This is a genomic window from Desulfogranum aggregans (assembly GCF_055398265.1).
Window position 1 is genome coordinate 3,970,087 of sequence record NZ_AP042447.1, and the last position, 18,019, is coordinate 3,988,105.

General features: G+C 57.0%; 18 protein-coding genes and 1 riboswitch. Of the genes, 5 read left to right on the forward strand and 13 right to left on the reverse strand.

Features of this window, described 5'->3' with window-relative positions; translation table 11 throughout:
• Positions 1-220 precede the first annotated feature (220 nt).
• The 12 genes from cobJ to ACZ52Z_RS17550 are packed head-to-tail and all read right to left on the reverse strand — an operon-like array spanning position 221 to position 11,499.
• Positions 221-991 (reverse strand): precorrin-3B C(17)-methyltransferase, encoded by a 771-nt coding sequence (cobJ, locus tag ACZ52Z_RS17495; protein WP_464268061.1) that lies wholly within the window; start codon positions 989-991, stop codon positions 221-223.
• Positions 992-1,012: 21 nt separating this feature from the next.
• Entirely contained in the window at positions 1,013-1,993 is a 981-nt protein-coding gene (locus tag ACZ52Z_RS17500) for a cobalt-precorrin 5A hydrolase (RefSeq protein ID WP_464268062.1), read from the reverse strand.
• A 17-nt stretch (positions 1,994-2,010) separates the two neighbouring features.
• Positions 2,011-2,793 (reverse strand): precorrin-4 C(11)-methyltransferase, encoded by a 783-nt coding sequence (gene cobM, locus ACZ52Z_RS17505; protein WP_464268063.1) that lies wholly within the window; start codon positions 2,791-2,793, stop codon positions 2,011-2,013.
• 1 nt (position 2,794) lies between these two features.
• The gene (cobI, locus tag ACZ52Z_RS17510; protein WP_464268064.1) at positions 2,795-3,547 is read right to left on the reverse strand and encodes a precorrin-2 C(20)-methyltransferase; all 753 of its coding nucleotides are present in this window, start codon (positions 3,545-3,547) and stop codon (positions 2,795-2,797) included.
• 2 nt (positions 3,548-3,549) lie between these two features.
• On the reverse strand, positions 3,550-4,755 hold the full coding sequence (cbiE, locus tag ACZ52Z_RS17515; protein WP_464268065.1) for a precorrin-6y C5,15-methyltransferase (decarboxylating) subunit CbiE: 1,206 nt from the start codon (positions 4,753-4,755) through the stop codon (positions 3,550-3,552).
• A complete protein-coding gene (locus ACZ52Z_RS17520; RefSeq protein WP_464268066.1) occupies positions 4,742-5,842 on the reverse strand; it encodes a cobalt-precorrin-5B (C(1))-methyltransferase in 1,101 nt (366 codons plus the stop codon). The genes cbiE and ACZ52Z_RS17520 overlap by 14 nt, the downstream gene beginning before the upstream one ends.
• Positions 5,839-6,474: a precorrin-8X methylmutase gene (locus ACZ52Z_RS17525; RefSeq protein ID WP_464268067.1), complete on the reverse strand. Its 636-nt coding sequence runs from the start codon at positions 6,472-6,474 to the stop codon at positions 5,839-5,841. Before ACZ52Z_RS17525 ends, ACZ52Z_RS17520 begins: the two co-directional genes overlap by 4 nt.
• 3 nt (positions 6,475-6,477) lie before the next feature.
• Positions 6,478-7,833: a cobyrinate a,c-diamide synthase gene (locus ACZ52Z_RS17530; protein WP_464268068.1), complete on the reverse strand. Its 1,356-nt coding sequence runs from the start codon at positions 7,831-7,833 to the stop codon at positions 6,478-6,480.
• On the reverse strand, positions 7,830-8,753 hold the full coding sequence (locus tag ACZ52Z_RS17535) for an ABC transporter substrate-binding protein (protein ID WP_464268069.1): 924 nt from the start codon (positions 8,751-8,753) through the stop codon (positions 7,830-7,832). Before ACZ52Z_RS17535 ends, ACZ52Z_RS17530 begins: the two co-directional genes overlap by 4 nt.
• Entirely contained in the window at positions 8,750-9,568 is an 819-nt protein-coding gene (locus ACZ52Z_RS17540; protein WP_464268070.1) for an ABC transporter ATP-binding protein, read from the reverse strand. Before ACZ52Z_RS17540 ends, ACZ52Z_RS17535 begins: the two co-directional genes overlap by 4 nt.
• On the reverse strand, positions 9,555-10,595 hold the full coding sequence (locus ACZ52Z_RS17545; protein WP_464268071.1) for a FecCD family ABC transporter permease: 1,041 nt from the start codon (positions 10,593-10,595) through the stop codon (positions 9,555-9,557). The genes ACZ52Z_RS17540 and ACZ52Z_RS17545 overlap by 14 nt, the downstream gene beginning before the upstream one ends.
• Complete coding sequence (locus ACZ52Z_RS17550; protein ID WP_464268072.1) at positions 10,588-11,499, reverse strand: sirohydrochlorin cobaltochelatase; 912 nt, start codon at positions 11,497-11,499, stop codon at positions 10,588-10,590. Before ACZ52Z_RS17550 ends, ACZ52Z_RS17545 begins: the two co-directional genes overlap by 8 nt.
• Before the next feature lie 162 nt (positions 11,500-11,661).
• Positions 11,662-11,850: riboswitch (cobalamin riboswitch) on the reverse strand.
• A 160-nt stretch (positions 11,851-12,010) separates the two neighbouring features.
• Here ACZ52Z_RS17550 and ACZ52Z_RS17555 point away from each other — a divergent pair.
• The 5 genes from ACZ52Z_RS17555 to ACZ52Z_RS17575 all read left to right on the forward strand — a co-directional run bounded on the left by ACZ52Z_RS17555 (position 12,011) and on the right by ACZ52Z_RS17575 (position 16,503).
• On the forward strand, positions 12,011-12,559 hold the full coding sequence (locus ACZ52Z_RS17555) for a cob(I)yrinic acid a,c-diamide adenosyltransferase (protein WP_464270817.1): 549 nt from the start codon (positions 12,011-12,013) through the stop codon (positions 12,557-12,559).
• A 150-nt stretch (positions 12,560-12,709) separates the two neighbouring features.
• On the forward strand, positions 12,710-14,224 hold the full coding sequence (locus ACZ52Z_RS17560) for a cobyric acid synthase (RefSeq protein WP_464268073.1): 1,515 nt from the start codon (positions 12,710-12,712) through the stop codon (positions 14,222-14,224).
• The gene (locus tag ACZ52Z_RS17565) at positions 14,221-15,297 is read left to right on the forward strand and encodes a pyridoxal phosphate-dependent aminotransferase (protein ID WP_464268074.1); all 1,077 of its coding nucleotides are present in this window, start codon (positions 14,221-14,223) and stop codon (positions 15,295-15,297) included. The genes ACZ52Z_RS17560 and ACZ52Z_RS17565 overlap by 4 nt, the downstream gene beginning before the upstream one ends.
• A 3-nt stretch (positions 15,298-15,300) precedes the next feature.
• Complete coding sequence (gene cbiB, locus ACZ52Z_RS17570) at positions 15,301-16,284, forward strand: adenosylcobinamide-phosphate synthase CbiB (protein ID WP_464268075.1); 984 nt, start codon at positions 15,301-15,303, stop codon at positions 16,282-16,284.
• A gap of 18 nt (positions 16,285-16,302) precedes the next feature.
• Positions 16,303-16,503, forward strand: coding sequence for a hypothetical protein (locus tag ACZ52Z_RS17575; protein ID WP_464268076.1), 201 nt, complete (start codon positions 16,303-16,305; stop codon positions 16,501-16,503).
• A gap of 53 nt (positions 16,504-16,556) precedes the next feature.
• Here ACZ52Z_RS17575 and ACZ52Z_RS17580 read toward each other — a convergent pair whose 3' ends face one another.
• On the reverse strand, positions 16,557-17,981 hold the full coding sequence (locus ACZ52Z_RS17580) for an NAD-dependent succinate-semialdehyde dehydrogenase (RefSeq protein WP_464268077.1): 1,425 nt from the start codon (positions 17,979-17,981) through the stop codon (positions 16,557-16,559).
• Positions 17,982-18,019: the final 38 nt, after the last annotated feature.

Here is an 18,019-nt window from a genome sequence, read left to right on the forward strand (position 1 = left end):
CTGGCTGCGGCAGAAAACCGCTGTGCAGCCGTCCAGGTAACGCTGGTATGCTAGTCTGTTTCCGGGCAACGGGTTCCTCCTGCATCACGATTGCTCAAAATTCGCGAGGCGGCGGATGACAGGGGTCCATGTCAATTCAGGAGCCGGCATTGAGAGGAGCCTCGGTTCGGTCGGTGTGTGGAGTGTGTTGGAGGAGAATAGCATCTCCCTACGCAGTCGACTACAGGCCGTATTTTTTACTGTACCCTCGGGGAGTGATCATCCGCTCATTCCAGACAAAGGTCTGGGAATTGCCGACAATCAACGTGGTCTGCATACCGATGTCCTTGTCCAGCATGGTATCAAGGGTTGCGAGCACCACCGATTCGTTTTCCCGCGATGCTCCTTTGACAATGCCCACCGGGGTTGCACCGTCACGATGAGCGAGCAGAATCTCCCTGGCCCGTACGATTTGGCTGGTTCGCTTCTTGGACTTGGGATTATAGAGAGCAAGGACAAAATCCGCGGCAGCTGCGGCTTCCAGCCGTTGTTCAATGACTTCCCACGGTGTCATCAGGTCAGAGAGGCTGACTGCGGCAAAATCATGCATCAGCGGTGCACCGAGAACAGCGGCACACCCATTGATCGCCGCAATACCTGGAATGACCTCAATGGTTGTTGTGCTTTCGGTGGCTTTGGCCAACTCAAAAACCAGTCCGGCCAGAGCATAGATACCCGGGTCGCCGCCGCAGACCAGAGCAACTTTTTTCCCGCTCTCGGCCAGTTCCAGTGCTGTGCGGCATCGGTCGATCTCCTGCATCATGGAGGAGGAAATCACCTCTGCGTCGACCGGGATACAGTCTTGTACCAGGTCCAGGTAGGTTCGATAACCGATAACCGTATCAGCTGTTGTGATGGCCTGTCTGGCCCTCGGCGCCATCAGGTCATGGGCTCCGGGCCCAAGGCCGACGACAGAGAGGACGGTACGCTTTTCCGTTGTTGAGTTGGTCATGATATATGGTTGGGTGGAAGATTAGTCGTTAATCAAGGGATCGGTTTTTTCTGCTACAGCAGTTGTTGCCCCCTGCCATTTGGATTTGCTCACCAGCAGTGTATCGGTACCTGCCCCCAGCATGGCGGCCGGCTCGGCAACCGCCTTTGCTCCCGTAACCTTGAGGACGGTTGGGGAGGAGGCCCTTCCCGGAACGGTGTTGAGGGCGTTGCTGGAAAAAAAGTGGAGTTGCAGCTGCTCCTCGGCCGCATAGGCAAGCAGGCCCTCTTCATCCTGTTTGAGGGTGATCGAGGCAAGAGCAGCAACCGACGCAAGGGCCAGGTTATGAGCCTGACAGGTGGCCTCCACACAGCCGCGGATGACGGCGGCCGGTGTACCTCGTTTGCACCCGATGCCGATGACCAGTGCTTTGGGGTGGAGCAAGGCGGCCGTTGTGTTTACCTCGGCATACTTGGTAATCACCAGGTCGGCGTCCTGGGGGCGGTCAACCGCAATCAGGTCCGCTGGAAGGGACGGCAGAGGGTATTCACTGTAGAGGGTGAGCGAGCCACTATCGACGAGCTTCCCCATTTTTTCGGTAAAGTCCCGTTTGTTGGCAATCTGGAGGTTGAGATCCCTGCACCAGAGGTCAAGGGCGGTCTTTCCCAGAACATCGGAGGCCGTGGTGAGCACCGGTTGTCCCGCGGTTATTCGGGCCACCCGTTCTGCCAGGCTGTTGGCCCCGCCAAGGTGACCGGAGAGGAGCGATATGGCAAAGGCTCCGCATTCATCGCACACCACCACTGCCGGGTCCTGATGCTTGTCGGTGAGCAGGGGGGCAACGGCACGGACCACAATACCGGCAGCCATAATACAGATGATCCCGTCGTAGTCTTGCCAGGCCTCGGAGATGGTGGCCCGCAGTCGGCCTTTACAGGGATAAAAATCAGCACCGAGTTCAGCGGCAAGTCGTTGACCGAGATGCTGGGCGCCCCGGGTGATGGCTAGTACGGCAATGTTCATCGCAGGCAGCTGTCGCCCTAGCGGTATTCGTGCTGGAAGGCACGGTCATAGAGTTTGGAGGCAATGGTGCTCTCCATATCCAGTGCAGGGCCAACCACGATCATTGCGGTTTTTTTGATTCCGGACGCCTTGATTTTTTCTCCGATGTTGCTCAGCGTTCCGGTCAGGATCTTTTCATCGGGCCAGCTTGCTTTTTCGACCACTGCCACCGGTGTGTTCGCGGTATATCCACCGGCGATGAGATCCTCGGCAACCTTGTCCATCATGGAGACACTGAGGAAAATACACATGGACGCCTGGGCGGCAGCCAGGTTGCGGAGTGACTCGCGTTCCGGCACCGGCGTCCGCCCGGCTTGGCGGGTGAGGATAACCGTCTGCGTGACCTCAGGTACAGTCAGCTCCTTTTTCAGGGTTGCAGCGGTGGCAAAGGCTGAGCTGACGCCGGGGATAACTTCGTAGGGAATGTTTTCCCGATCAAGCCACTGCATCTGTTCGCGAATCGCGCCATAGATTGCCGGATCACCGGTATGCAGACGCACAACCCGCAACCCCTTCCGATATGCGTGGATGATCTGCTCCAGAATCTGCTCAAGGTCCATGCCTGCACTGTCGAGACATTGGCCCTGTACACCGGACAGCAGCGCGGTGTTCACCAGGCTGCCGGCGTAGATGATCAGGTCGGCCTGGTCGAGCAGTCGACGTCCCTTGAGGGTGATGAGTTCCGGATCTCCCGGGCCGGCACCGACAAAACAAACAGGGGAGGTGGTTTCGGTCATCGGGGCGGTGTGCTGGGTTGTCATGTTATACCTGTACCTGTTTTTTTCTGATCACCATGGTGCAAAAATAGTGCAGTTGTTTTCCCAAGGCCGTACGGATGTCAGTGTAGACATTTTCACCGGGCAGACCGAATCGTTCGAACAGGACCGCGCTGTCGGTCAGGCCAAGTTCGTCCAGCAGGGTGACCAGGGTATCCATTTTTTTATGTACCTTCATGAGGACGATGGCATCAAGGGTGGTCAGGATTTCCCGTAAGCGATCGTCATCAAAGGCTGCAGGCACCACGGTCAGTACATCATTGCCGAGTGCCAGCGGAGTGGATGATCCGGCAGCGCAGGCAGCCATGGCCGTGATGCCGGGGACAACGGTGACCTCAATTTCAGGGCGTTGTTCCTGGATCATGGGCAGCAGGTAGAAGGCGGTGGAGTAGAGGGTCGGGTCCCCAAGGGTGGGAAAGACCACATCCTCGCCCTGGTCGAGAAAACGAATGACTTCATCGGCTGAGGCTCGCCAGGCCTTGAGCAGCTGTTGATCAACCGTTTGCCCCAGAAAAACCTTTTTCATCGGAAAGCGGAGTTCGAGAATAGTTTTTTCCGAGGCATCGATCAGGCCGCCGGCTATCTGCAGTGCGCTTGAGCTGCCTTCGTGTTTTGCCTTTGGCACAGCCCACACGGCGGTACTATTGAGGATGCGTCCGGCTTTGTAGGTAATCAGTTCCGGGTCTCCCGGCCCGATTCCAACGAGATAGAGATGTCCTCTTGGCGGTGTGTTTTCCATGCTTATGCGCTGCCTGTAATAATAGTGATGGGGTTAAATACCGTTGGTTGCGAATCGGTCGTCGTGCGGGTCACCGCAATGGTAGCCGTTTCCACGCGCAGCCCCTGCTGTCGCAGATACATCGGCGCCTTGCCGGCTGTGGTCTGCAGAACCGCATTGACCACAATCCTGCCGCCCGGCTTGAGGCGAGCTGCGCAGAGGGTGATGATTTCTTCCAGGCGGCGGCCGCTGCCGCCTATGAAGACACGGTCAGGGGCGGGAAGGTCCTTGAGGGCCTCCGGCGCTTCACCACAGATCAGATGCATGTTGTAGGCACCGTACGATCTGATGTTGCGCCGGATATTTTGGTGTTCCTCTGGTTTCTTCTCGATAGTATATACCGAGAGATCGGGGTTGATGCGCGCGGCTTCCAGGGACACACTGCCCGAACCGCCGCCCACATCCCACAGGACGCCGGTGAGAGGCAGGCTCAGTTTATGCACCGACGCTGCTCGGACTTCATCCTTGGTGATGAGGCCTCGTGAATGGTGGATATCGGCTGCTGTGAGTCCGAAACGAGAGTGTTGTTGCCGGGGAGGCTGCTCGATCAGCACCATGTTGAGCGGTCCGAACTGGCGGGCGGCTGCTGCTTCAAGGCTGCCTGCAAAGAGCGCTTCATCGTCCAGGCCGAGATTTTCCGCCACCCGTATCCGTACGGTTGCTCTGCGTTCTTCATCCCCGCTGGCCTTGAGTGCGTCCAGCAGCTGACGGGCGATGCAGTCGGGGCTGTTAGTCTGGTCGGTGAAAACCATTACCCGTGAGTGGGTCAGGATTTTACCTGCCACATCGTCAGGATGCCGTCCATGGAGGCTGAGCAGGGTGAGGTCGTCCCAGGGGACAGTGAATCGTGCACAGGCCAGTTGGACGGCGGAAAGCGCCGGGTGCACGCGAAGGCGAGCGGGGTCGAAATAGCGCAGGAGGGTTTTGCCGATGCCGAAAAAGAGGGGATCACCGCTCGCCAGTATGGCTACGTCGCCGATGGACAGATGCTGCTGAACCCCCTCTACCATTTGACCAATCGGCGCAATGGGAATAATGGGCAGTCCACTATCCTGCACCAGGTGTGTGTGTCTGCCAGAGGCGACCACTGCCCGGCAGCGGCCGATGAGCGTTCGCTGCTGTTCGTCCAGGAACGGGCCATGGATACCGATAAGTTCAATGTGGGACATGATGAACCACCCCCTGTTCCGAGGTAACCAGATAGACGTCCACCGGCAGTCCAGACCATTCCTGCGCCTGCTGCTGGGCTTTTTTGGAGACTGCGTCGATCAGGTCTTTTCTGTCGGCCGTCACCAGTCGATCGTAAATTTCCCGAGCGGTGTTGGCTTGGGCCATTTTTTTTGCCATGCTGCTGCTCAGGCCCAGTTGTCTCAGGAGGCTGGCGGCCTGCACCGGTTCAAGTGCGCCGTTGCGGACATGGGTCTGGGGGATGCCCATGGCCGCCTTGAGGAGTTTGGCCCACATGGCGGAGAGGACAATAGTGGTAAACCCATGTCTTCCCGCCGCCTCCAGGGCGTAGTAAAGGTAATCTCCCATCATCACCTGCGCTTCCTCGGGCAGGTGGAGGTGCATCTGGGCGGCTTTTTCCGAGGTTCGGCCGGTAGAAAGCAATACCGTTGTCAGGCCGGCGGCTCTGGCAACCTTCATCGAGGCCTCGATGGTATCTGTCCAGGCTTTGGCGGAAATCGGCCGGACAATGCCGCTGGTTCCCAGAATGGAAAGCCCGCCGATAATGCCGAGCCGATGATTGAGGGTGCTTTTTGCCAACACCTCTCCATCACGCACAAAGATGACCACTTCAAGGGCCTGGCCGCCACTCTGCGATTCTTCCAGGGCCTCGCTGACTGCTGCCCGGATCATCTCCTGCGGTACCGGGTTGATGGCCGGCTCACCCACTGGTACCGGCAGGCCGGGCTTGGTGATCACCCCGACCCCCTCTCCGCTGAGCAGCCGGATGGGCTCCGGATGGGTGGAGGCCTCGGCAGCCGGCGTTACCCGTGCACCAATTTCTGCACCGTTAGTGACGTCAGGGTCGTCTCCCGCATCCTTGACCACCGTGGCCATGGCACCATGATCGTTTCCGGTGCAGCGGCAGACCGCAAAAGAATGCCGAGTGGCGTCCGGGAAGGGAATGGTGACCCTTTCAGGGGCGCTGCCAGTAAAGAAGCGCAGAGTTGCGGCCTTGGCGGCCGCAGCTGCACACGCCCCGGTGGTATACCCGGAGCGGAGTTTTCTCTGTTGACTACTTCTTTTCACGAGTGCTTGGAGCGAGCCAGACGAATGAGGGCATTGACTGCAGCTACCGCGACCGGTGTTCCTCCCTTGCGGCCGAGAGCGACAATGTGCGGATACGGTTTTTCCGCGAGCAGCGCTTTCGATTCCGCTGCGTTGACAAAGCCCACGGGTGCACCAATCACCAGGTCCGGTGAGAGCTTGCCGCTTTCAATGAGTTCCATGGTCTTGAGCAGGGCTGTCGGGGCGTTGCCGACCGCCACAATCCCGATATTGTCCTCCACGGCACGAACAATGGCTGCGTCCGATCGGGTGGTGCCGTTTTTCTGGGCCAGTGCTGCTGTTTCCGGCTCATTGATTCGGCAGATGACCTTGCCGCCGAAGTGGGCCAGCATGTTTTTTGATACACCGCTGGCCGCCATATTCACGTCGACCAGGATGTTTTTTCCTGCCAGGATTGCCTTGAGGCCGGCGTGGATGGGGTCGTGATGAAATTGGAGATTGTTGGCAAAGCTGAAGTCACCGGTTGCGTGGATGGTCCGCTGGACAACGGCAAATTCATCAGCCCCGAATGTGGTGGGGCCCAGTTCCTGAGCGATAATGCGAAAGCTTTCCGCTTCTATATCCTGTGGAGCAATCTGAAGAATATCTACCATTTGTTACCGAGAGGGAAATGGGTTACGGCAGGCACGGACAAAATGTTCGGCCACCTGGGGGGTTCGTCCCCAATGGAGGTGCATATAACCTGCCAGGGTATTTTTTAAGCAATAACCTTCGGCTCTGCCGTCTTCAAGGCTGTAGACGGTGGCCGCCTCTGCATTACCGGTGACCGCTGAATAGTGGAACTCATGTCCGTGGAGAACCAGGTCTCGTGGTCCGAGAATCGAGTCGCACCGCTGCCGGGGTTGTCTGTAGCCAAGACTTCTCAGTCTCGGCTGCATGGCTGTATCAAAGGGGAAGACGCCTGCCATGGGAAAGGTGTCGCCTTCCATATCCGTCAATGATCGGGTCAGGTACATGAATCCCCCGCATTCAGCATAGACGGGCCGCCCCTGCTGGCAGAATTGTCGGACAGCTGCACGCATTTCCGCGTTCCCACTGAGCTGCGCTGCATACAATTCCGGGTATCCGCCCCCCAGGTATATCCCCTCCAGTTCCTTTGGCAGGGCGTTGTCGACAAGGGGGCTGAATTCGACCAGCTCTGCCCCAGCCTGGATCAGCAGATCGAGGTTGTCTTCATAGTAAAAACAGAAAGCATTGTCACGCGCTATCCCGAGACGCACCGGTGGAACTGGCTTTTTCGCAACGTGCGGGCAGGAATGGTCTTCGGCCAGCCGGCACTGCTGGCCAAGGGCAAGCAGACGGTCCAGGTCGAGATGGGCTTCCATCAGTTCTGCCAGCTTGTTGATTCCCTGCTGCTGGAGCGGATTTTCCTCACCCATGTGCAGCCCCAGGTGCCGTGAAGGAATGGTGATGTTTTCATTGCGGGGAAGAAAGCCGAGCAGAGGCACCTGACAGTATTTTGCCACAGCTTCCTCGATCATCTGTTGATGTCTTGCCGATCCCACCCGGTTGCAGATGACCCCTGCCACCTTGACATTGGCATCCATTGTGGCGAAGCCGTGGATGACGGCAGCCACTGATTCGGCGGCAGAGCGGGTATCGACAACCAGGATGACCGGCAGGTTGAGCAGTTCGGCCAGAGCGGCTGCCGAACCCTCTCCTCCGTCAAAAAGCCCCATCACGCCCTCGACAACCGCACAGTCCTTTTTCGTGGTGTTGCGTACAAAGGAGTTCCTGGTAAAGGAGGGGCCGCACATCCGGGCATCAAGGTTTCTTGAGACCCGCCCGGTTACCATCCGGTGCAAGGTGGGGTCGATGAAATCGGGGCCACACTTGAATGGCTGTACCGGCAGGCCGCGACGCCTTAATGCGGCCATAATCCCCAGGGTAACGGTGGTCTTTCCGCATCCGGAGTGGGTGCCGGCTATGAGGAGTGCGGTTCTCATGCTCATAACGATTCATTCTCCAACGAAAGTTCAGGGTAGAGGATTTGCTGGATGGTCGTCGCAGCGTCGAGCAGTTCCATGGTCGGGCGCGAGACCTTCTTTTCCTCGATCAGGTAGACCTGACCCTGTTGAATTGCCTTGATGGTGTCAAACCCAGGCTCCTTGTAGATATCTTCAAGGGAAACAGGGTTCATTCTTCCCTGCTGGGCAAGAAACACCTCAATCTGGTCTGCTTTGGCGAGAATGCGTTCTTTGCTGTAGGCGGCGATATTGGTGGAGCGGACCTGGACGGCGTCGGTGGCAATGTTGATTCCACCGGCGCTTTCCAGCACAAAAATGGCCATGGAGTCGGGCGCAAAGGTTTTCATCCGCTTATGGATGGACTCAAAATAGACCTTTTTTCTTTCCGTGAAAGGTACAGTGGCTGTCATCTGATGAAGCTGGCTGAGCTGCTGACTGAAACGATGAATGAGCGCATCGGCGGCCTGTTCTCTCCCGATGAGCTTGCCCAGGGTGGACCAGTAGCGAAGCAGTTCGTCGACGCTTGCCGGCTGGAGCGAGACCACCTGAATATTCACCTCCTGCAATCGTTTGATCAGCTGGGGGTAGCTTCTGCTGATCATCGGCCGGATGAGCACCAAATCCGGGCGAAGGGCGATAAGTCGCTCGGGATCGTCACGAAAGTGCACTTTGGGCAGTCCGGGCAGCTGGTTGTCGCTCCTGCCGGTGGCAATGATCGTGTCGGCTGCCCCCATATCGATCAGGTTGGTGGTATGGGCCGGATAGAGCGAAATGATCCGCTGGAAGGGCTTTTCAAAAATGAGCGTGCGTTTGTCGCTGTCGGTGATGAATGCACCCAGACACAGTGAGGGGGCAAGCAGTAAGGTGATCAGCACAAGGGAGGCGATGGTTAGCATCGATCTCATGATGTGCCCTCCTGCGGTAACCGGAAACTGACCTGACGGCAGTCAGTGAACTCGTTGTGGGCGACTTCCGCTTCCACTTCATAGACGTCGGCGATGATTTCGGGAGTCATTATCTGCTCCGTAGTCCCCTGGTAGAGGATTTGGCCGTTTTTGATGAAGATGAGTTCATCACAAAAAAAACTGGCCAGGTTGAGATCGTGCATCACCGCTACCACATGGGTCCCCTCCTGGCGATGGCGATTACGGATCAAACGTAATATTTCCAGACTGTGGTGGATGTCCAGGTTGGACGTCGCTTCGTCGAGAAGCAGTACCTGGGGGTTCTGGGCCAGGGTTCTCGCCAGGGCAACCCGTTGCTTTTCCCCGCCGGAGAGGTGGGTGACGGGCCGGTCGGCCAGGTCGCTGATGCCGGTATCCCGGAGGGCCTGGTCAATTATGGCGAGTTCCTGTTTGCCTGGGGTTGCAAAACGGTGCATACGGGGGTGCAATCCCATTTCGACGGTTTCACGAACGGAAAATCCAAAACGTACCATAAATTCCTGAGGCACCAGGCCAAGAACCCTGGCCAACTGTTTCCGCGGCCAGTGATGCAAAGGCTTTCCCTGAAAGGTTATTACTCCTGTAGAGGGTTTGAGGACACCGGCGAGCATATCGAGCAGGGTGGTCTTTCCGCTTCCGTTGGGGCCGAGAATGCCGTAACAGCGACCGGGAAGGAACTCCATATCTATGTTGTCGATCACTACAGCTTTACCGTAGCTGAAGGTAACCTTCGAGAGCGCCCACAGGGGCGATATGGTAGCGCTAGAATCCTGCATTGCCGCCCTGCTGTCTGCGTTTGAATATGATACAGAAAAAGGGGCCGCCCAGGAGTGCTGTCAGTACCCCGATGGGAACCTCAGCCGGAAGCACTGCCCGGGTGATGGTGTCGGCGATCAGCAGGAGCATGCCGCCCGTAAAAAAAGAAAAGGGGATCAGGCGCCGGTTGTCAGGACCTGTGAGGTGGCGAAGGAGATGGGGCACGATCAGTCCGATAAAGCCGATAATACCGGCAACAGCCACCGAAAGGGCGGTCATGAGGGTGCCGCAGATCAGCAGCGTAATCCTCAGCCTGATGGTATTGATGCCCAGTGAAGCCGATGTCCTGTCCCCTGTGGCCATAATATTTAAGTCCCTGCCGAAGAAAAAGGCCACACCGGTTCCCAAAAGGGCAAAGGGAAACAGGAGGAGGATGTTCTTCCAGGTGGCTCCGGAAAGGCTGCCCATGAGCCAGAAAATAATGATGCCGACCTGCTCATCGGCCAGAAATTTTAGAAAACCAATTGCTGCTGAGAGAATTGCCGCAATAATCACCCCCGCCAGGATCAGGTTCGTGGAGGAGAGGCGACGGTCACCGGCTGCCAGAAAAAGGACCAGCACAAGGGTGATCAGTCCGCCGCCAAAGGCAAAAATCGGTACAGACACCGCTGGCGGCAGGGTAAGACCGAAAATCTGCAGCACAATCACCAGCGACGCGCCAAAGGCCGCACCCGTAGAAATACCAAGGGTGTAGGAGTCGGCAAGAGGATTGAGGAGAATGGCCTGAAAGACGGTGCCGCTAACACCGAGCATGCCACCGACCAGTACTGCCGCAGCAATTCTCGGCAGTCGGACGTCGGTGACCACGGTGACAGCCACTGGATCAATGTTGTCAAGCGGCTGTTGCAGCAGGCCAGCACCGATGATGCGGAGCACATCCTGTACTGACACCGAGAGAAACCCCATGGTTGCTGATACGGCGATCAGCCCAAACAGGGCGGCGGAAAGCAAGAGCAGTGGGTAAAAATCCCTGGTAACGCTATTCATCGCGTCTCAACTCAATTCCGGCATCAGCAGCAGCCTGGATGGTGTGATCAATTAACAGCCGGATAAACGGGGTCTGCTCTCCCAGTCCTCGGAGTACAGGGGTGACATCAAAGCCGGCACCGCGGAGGCGCGATAACCATGATGTTTCACCGTGTCCGGCCATATCCTTGAGGGCATGGGCCCCAGCGGTAATAAGGAGCGGTTTGAGGTGGACCTTTTTTCGATTCCCGCCATGCAGGACAGGGAGAATGTCATCCAGTGATGGATATCCTTCCACTGTGCCGATGAAGATCGGGATTTGCGGGTAGAGGCTGTTCATCCTTGACTGCAGTTCAAGGTAGAGACCGCCGGTGGGAAAGAGGGGGTTGCCGTGCCCCATATAGACCAGAGCGGCATCCTCGGCAATTGCCTGATCAGCATCCTCTCTGAGTGCTTCGGCGGCAGCACGAATATCCTCTCCATAAGGAAACGATTGACTGTAGGCGCCAAGGATCGGACGTCCTACCACAATGCGTTCAAAAGGACGCCAGTGCGGCTTCATGGTTCGAATACCGGCCAGCGCCCGTACGCAGCTGCCGAGATCATGAAATTCTTCTGCAGGGGCCATGTGGACGGCCTGTACGACGATTGATCGATATCCCCGGTCCTGGAGGCCGGCAATTGCAGCCAACTGTCCCTGCACGGAGAATATGTCGTCAGGGATATGTGGAAATTGCTGCCTGTAGTGGGGATCGGCAGCCCGTTTTTGCCAGACGCGTCGAATGATGTTGGAGGTAAAGGCAATGCGAATGGGCGTGGCTGGAAAAGCCTGCCGGTATTCGTCGAGAATGCTGATCAGCCCAGGAAGAGCAGATTCGGCCGTAGTGCCGAACATGGCAAGGACAATTGCATTTTTTTCGCTCATACGCTGTGCCTGAGATCATGGAGTGGATAGGGAACAGGCCGTGGGTTGTATACATCACGAAGGTTGCCTGTGGACTGCCCAAAAAAAAAGACCTGAATCAACCATGGTGTTGATTCAGGTCATCCCTTTGTATCCCTGATTCATTGACCACCCTTTTGCCGAAAGAGCCGTCCTCTGCAGGCAGGTCTTCTGACTCCCGGATCAGTCGCCTTCCACGCCTTCCCAGTCAATGATGAACAGTGGCGATACTGTGGAATTTGTCCCCGGCTACAGCGGCGGGCCCGTTCCGGATTTGCAACCGGATTCCCCTTTTTCATGCGTGCATGCGCAACCTGCAGAATAGTGCAGGCTACCTTACCTGCAGGCATGCTGATAGTCAAGCAGGTTGTCGGGCTGTTGAGCTGAAAGACAAGAAAAGGTATTGACGGGATCACCGCTATTTTCTACTACACATCATGGCAGAACAAACAACCGAAGGACAACATCGACTTAAGGCGGATTTCGATCCGATATCCACCGGGGCCGAAAAAGGCGGAGGAGGGATATGCAAGGATATGTTCAGGTATATACCGGGGATGGGAAGGGAAAAACTACCGCTGCGCTTGGTCTTGCCCTGCGTGCTGCCGGGGCAGGGTTACGGGTCTACATCGGCCAGTTTATCAAGAATGCGCCCTACAGCGAATTGACGTCCCTCAAGCGGCTGGCTGACTCTATTACCTTCAGTCAATATGGCCGGGGATGTTTCATCTTCAACGATCCCTGTCAGGAAGATCTTGAGGCGGCAGCCGAGGGGTTTGCAACCCTCAAGCAGGTGTTGACCAGCGGACAGTATGAGGTGGTCATAGCTGATGAAATCCACGTTGCCTACACCTGCCAACTTTTAACGGAAGCACAACTGCTGGAGCTGATCACTCTTCGCCCGCCGCAGGTGGAGCTGGTGCTTACCGGCAGGGGCGCTCCGGGCAGCGTCATCGAACAGGCCGACCTGGTCACGGAAATGCGGTTGGTCAAGCATTACTACTCCAAAGGAGTTCTTGCACGTAAGGGGATTGAAAGTTAGTCGCGAACAGGACGCCTGTGATGAAAGGGGTGGCGCAAGGGCTCATGGCATATTAAGGTGTTCATCTTGTTGATAATCTAGGTCTGTAGATGGGGTGAATTTGCTGCAGGCTGACCAGGGATAAGAGAATCTGAAGCACAAAGAGGGGAGATGAAGGAGAAAGCTGTCTGTATTGCTGTCTTGGGCACTGGCTCGGATGTGGGAAAGTCCATCGTTACCACGGCGCTTTGTCGTATTCTTGTCAATCGTGGGTATCGGGTTGCCCCCTTTAAAGCGCAGAATATGTCGAATAACTCGGGGGTCACTGCAGAGGGCCTTGAAATGGGCAGGGCGCAGATCGTCCAAGCCGAGGCCGCCAAAATTCCCCCCCATGTAGATATGAATCCGGTGCTGCTCAAGCCGACCAGCGATGTGGGGTCCCAGGTGGTGCTCAACGGGAAAGCCTGGATGGAGGCGTCTTCCGTCTCCTACTACGAGAAAAAAGATTACCTCTTCCAGGAGAGCTGCAGTGCCCTCGACCGCCTGCGCGACCTGTATGATGTCATCGTCATGGAAGGGGCCGGCTCCTGTGCCGAGGTCAACCTGATGGTCAATGACATCGTCAACTTCAGAGCTGCCGCCTATGCTGATGCACCGGTTATTCTGGTGGCTGATATTGACCGGGGCGGAGTTTTTGCACAAATCGTCGGTACGCTGGCATGTATTCCCCCGGAATGCCAGGAACGGATCACAGGTTTTGTGATTAACCGTTTTCGGGGCGACAGCAGCCTTTTCCGCAACGGCATCGAGTGGATTGAAGAACAAACCGGAAAGATCGTGTATGGGTTGTTGCCATGGTATAGGCATTTTCATATTGAAGCCGAGGATGCCGTGGTCATCGAACAGGCCACGGGCTATACTGCGGGTGCCTCGAGTGATCCTGTGATTGCGGTTATCCGCCTGCCTCATATTTCCAATTTTACCGATTTCGATCCCCTTGTCCATCTTTCCGGACTGCAGTGTGCGTACCTGCAGCAAGCACAGGATCTGTCACCTTTTGCTGCGGTTATCCTGCCGGGTTCGAAAAGCACCTGCAGCGATCTGGAATGGCTGCGAGACAACGGTTGGTCTGATCAACTGGAGCGGTATGTTGCAGAGGGAGGGCACGTCCTGGGGGTGTGCGGCGGCTATCAGATGCTCGGCAGCTGGGTTCATGATCCCAATGGGATTGAGGGTGTTCCCGGTTCAACCCGCGGGCTGGGGCTGCTGCCGGTGGAGACAACCCTGCAAGCACCGAAGACAACCACCCTGACGGAATTTTCCTGGGCAGGTAAGCGGGGATGCGGTTACGAGATCCACATGGGGCGGACAGTGGTGGCCGGCGGGCGGCCGCTGGTGGACATCCACGCGCGAAACAGGGAACCCCTGACCGACAGCGATGGGTGTGTCAGTGACGACGGCAGGATCATGGGGACCTATATACACGGAATCTTCGATTCCCCGGAGATTATCCGGCAATGGCTGCAGACTCTCGGTCTGGAAACCCTGCATCCGCAAGGAGAGCTGCATGGACCTGCTGCGCGTGATCATGCCTATGATCAGCTTGCCGAGCATGCGGAGAAATACCTGCAGGTCGATGCCATACTGTCGTTGGTTGAAGGTCAGGAGGAGGGAGAAAGGGCATGATTCAGGGGCATGGAGGGAATACTGCTGCGGTTGCGGCCCACCTAGGTTGCCGTCCGGAAGACATAGTCGATATGAGCAGCAATATCAACCCGTTGGGTATTGTTCCCGGACTGCTGGAACATCTGCAGGGGCACCTGGATACCATCATGCGTCTGCCGGAGGTCGATGCCGGGGCTGCTGCTGCTGGCATTGCCGAGATGTTGGCGGTGGAGCCGGCGCAGGTTCTTATGGGAACAGGAACAACCCAGTTCATCTATACCGCCTGCACGGCCCTGCGGTCCCGGCAGGTCCTTATTGTTGGGCCGACCTACGCGGACTATGCCTCAAGTTGCAGGATGTACGGGATTGAACCGGATTTTTTTCTTAGCCGGGCTGAGGAGGCCTTCCAGGTTGACTGCCATCGTCTTGCCGATGCTGCTCGACATTACGATACGGTGTTTCTCTGCAACCCCAATAATCCGACTGGGACGCTGATCGACCATGAGACCCTGGAGGCCTTGTGCCGATCTCTTCCGGATACCCATTTTATAATTGACGAATCCTACCTTCCCTTCGCACCGGCATCCCATGACCGGAGCATGGTGAGCACAGGGCTGGACAATGTGATTGTTCTCTGGTCGCTCTCAAAAATATATGGTATCCCCGGGGTTCGGGCCGGGTTTCTCATCGGAAGCGAAGCGGTTGCTGCCCGATTCGGTGGCTACATGCAGCCGTGGTGTGCCAATAGTCTCGCCCAGGAGGCGGTTGGCTACCTTGTGGGGAACCGGTCTATGGTGGCAGCGTTTGTCATTCGGACCAAAGAATACCTGCGTCAGGAAATGGATCGCTTTCATCGTTCGCTGGACGGGTGCGGAGTCACCCTTTTCCCTACGGTCGCCCCTTATCAGCTGATTGGCTTGCCCGGCGAGTGGACAGCGGCGGCGACCTGTGAACAGCTCTTGGCAGATCGGATTCTGCTGCGTGACTGCTGTAATTTTCATGGGTTGGATCATCATTTTGTTCGCGTTTCCCTCAAGTCGCCGACCGCCAACCAGAAGGTTGCCCGGCTGCTGCGTGCCGCTCTGGAGGCCTGATGCATGACGCCGTCATTCTGGACATGGTTGTCGCTGCTGATACTGCCAGCAGCATTTCTGCTGGATAGGTTCGTCGGTGACCCTCGCTGGCTGCCGCACCCCATCAGGTGGATGGGGTGCGCTATTCAGTTCAGCGAGCCCTTTTTTCGTCGCCATATCAAGGGCCAGCAACGGGCAGGTGCCCTTTTTGCGGTCAGTTTGATAGGCGGGTGCTGGGTGGCCGCTACCCTTGTACTGGCTGGGTTTCGCTGGATCCATCCGCTGGCCGGCCTCGCGCTTGAGATGGTGATGTTGTTTTACTGTTTTTCCGTCAAATCACTTGCCCAGGCTGCACGGGAAATATACCATTCGCTCAGCAATGGACAGGTGGACACGGCCCGCGGCCAGGTGGCAATGATTGTAGGTCGGGATGTTGCGGATTATCAGACCGATGATATTGCCAGGGCAACCGTGGAAACGGTGGCGGAAAATTTTGTTGATGGGTTTCTTTCTCCGCTCTTTTTTGCCGTTATTGGCGGTGGTCCGCTGGCACTCGCCTATAAGATGATCAACACCCTCGACTCCATGGTCGGGTATAAAAATGATCGCTACCTGTTCTTTGGAAAAACCGCGGCTCGGATAGATGATGTGGCCAACTACCTTCCTGCGCGGCTTTCTGTATACATGATCGCCATGGCGGCCCAGCTGACCGAGTTGAAAAGCGGTCGCCGTACGCTGCATGTCGGCCGAGGAGAAGGCCGCAATCACAGCAGTCCCAATGCCGGATTTCCGGAAGCAGCATTTGCCGGCGCCCTTGGCGTGCGACTCAATGGCCCCAATTACTATGGCGGCGTGCTGGTGGAGAAACCATATATCGGTGGAGCGTTTGCTCCACCGACAGTTGCCCATATTGATGAGGCCTGTCGGTTATTGCTGCGAGCAGCGGAGGTGGGTGTCCTGTGCGGCTGGTCGGTAGCCGTGCTGCGGATGTTGTTATCATTTCAGTGAAGATGGAGGGCCGAAGCTATGCGTAAAATTCCCTGTGAACTCACCCTTGGCAATGGTGGAGATGTGGTGGCCATGGTCCCCCTAGAGGATGACGGCACCCTCCGTGTTCCTCTTCACGCCCTGTATGGAACCTCTGAGGAGGGGGTGATAGCCTGTCGGGTGATGAACCCGGACGATCGGCAGCAGGTGGTTCGAGAGGTGTGGGGCACTAAAGAATAGTCCCTTTCCCACTCCTGCCATATACCCTCGCGTTTTGTTGTGTCCCGATCCGCTCAGGTGAGGGCAATGCCGGCAACCTTGGTATCCAGGTATTCTTCAAGCCCGGCTCTGGCCCCTTCTCTGCCCAGACCGCTCTGTTGTATCCCTCCAAAGGGAGCCGCTGCACTGGTGGGGTTGATGTCATTGATACCTACCATGCCAAACTGCAGTTGCTCGAAGGTGCGCAGCGCTGTGTTCATATCGCTGGTGTAGATGTAGGCGGCAAGGCCGTAGTCGGTGTCGTTGGCCATGGCAATGATGTCGTCATGGTCATCAAACGGGATGACTGCTGCTACCGGACCAAAAGTTTCCTCCCGATAAATGGTCATTTCCGGGGTTACATCGCTCAGCAGGGTGGGCGCATAAAAAAAGCCTCGTTCCAGTTGGTTGCCCGTGAGTCTTTTGCCGCCGGCGAGGAGCGTGGCCCCTTTGGCGAGCGCATCCTCAACCTGGCGCATTACCTTGTCCAGCGCAGCCTGATTGACCAGCGGGCCGATGGTAACTCCATCCTGGAGTCCGGAACCTGCCTGCATGGAGGCTATGCGCCGGGCAAAAGTATCGAGAAAAGGGGCAAGGAGGCGGCGGTGTACGTATATTCGATTGGGGCAAATGCAGGCCTGGCCGGTGTTGAGAAACTTAACCAGTGCAGCACCTTTGGCCGCATGCACCGGATCGGCGTCCGGAAAAACAATAAAAGGGGCGTGCCCTCCCAGCTCCATGGAAACCCGCTTAAGCTGGGGGGCAGCATCGGTGGCCAACCGTCGGCCAACAGCGGTGGAGCCGGTAAAGGTAATTTTTCGCACATGAGGGTTGGTGCACAGCTCATATCCAATCGGCGCCGGGTCAGCGGCGGTGATCAGGTTGAGTACTCCCGGCGGGAGCCCCACGCTATCAAAGATCTCAAACAGGCGCATAGCACACAGGGGCGTTTTCTCCGCCGGTTTGAGCACCACTGAGCAGCCTGCCGCCAGGGCAGGGGCAATTTTTCTGGTGATCATGGAAATCGGATAATTCCATGGGGTAATGGCTCCCACTACCCCAACCGGTTGCCGTTGCACCAAAAACCGTTGATTGCTCCGTGAAGAAGGGATGGTCTCTCCGTATATGCGTTTCGCCTCTTCAGCAAACCAGAGCAAGAAATCCGCGCCATAGCGGACCTCTGTGTGCGCTGCTTTCAATGGCTTGCCTTGTTCTTCTGTCATCAGACGGGCAAGTTCATCGGCATTGGCAAGCATGCGCTGGTGAGCCGTGTACAGGTACGCCGATCGATCATACGTGGTGGTGGCCGACCATGTGGGCAAGACGGATGCAGCCGCTGCAATGGCTTCCCGTGTTTCCTTGGGCCCAGCATCAGCCACCTTTGCCAGTTCCTTGCCGGTAGCCGGGTTGACCACCGGAAAGGTGGTCGGGGTTTTTCTCCATTGTCCGTTGATATACATTAGCCTCTCCTTGCGCTGGGTGAGCTGCCCGGCCTGGG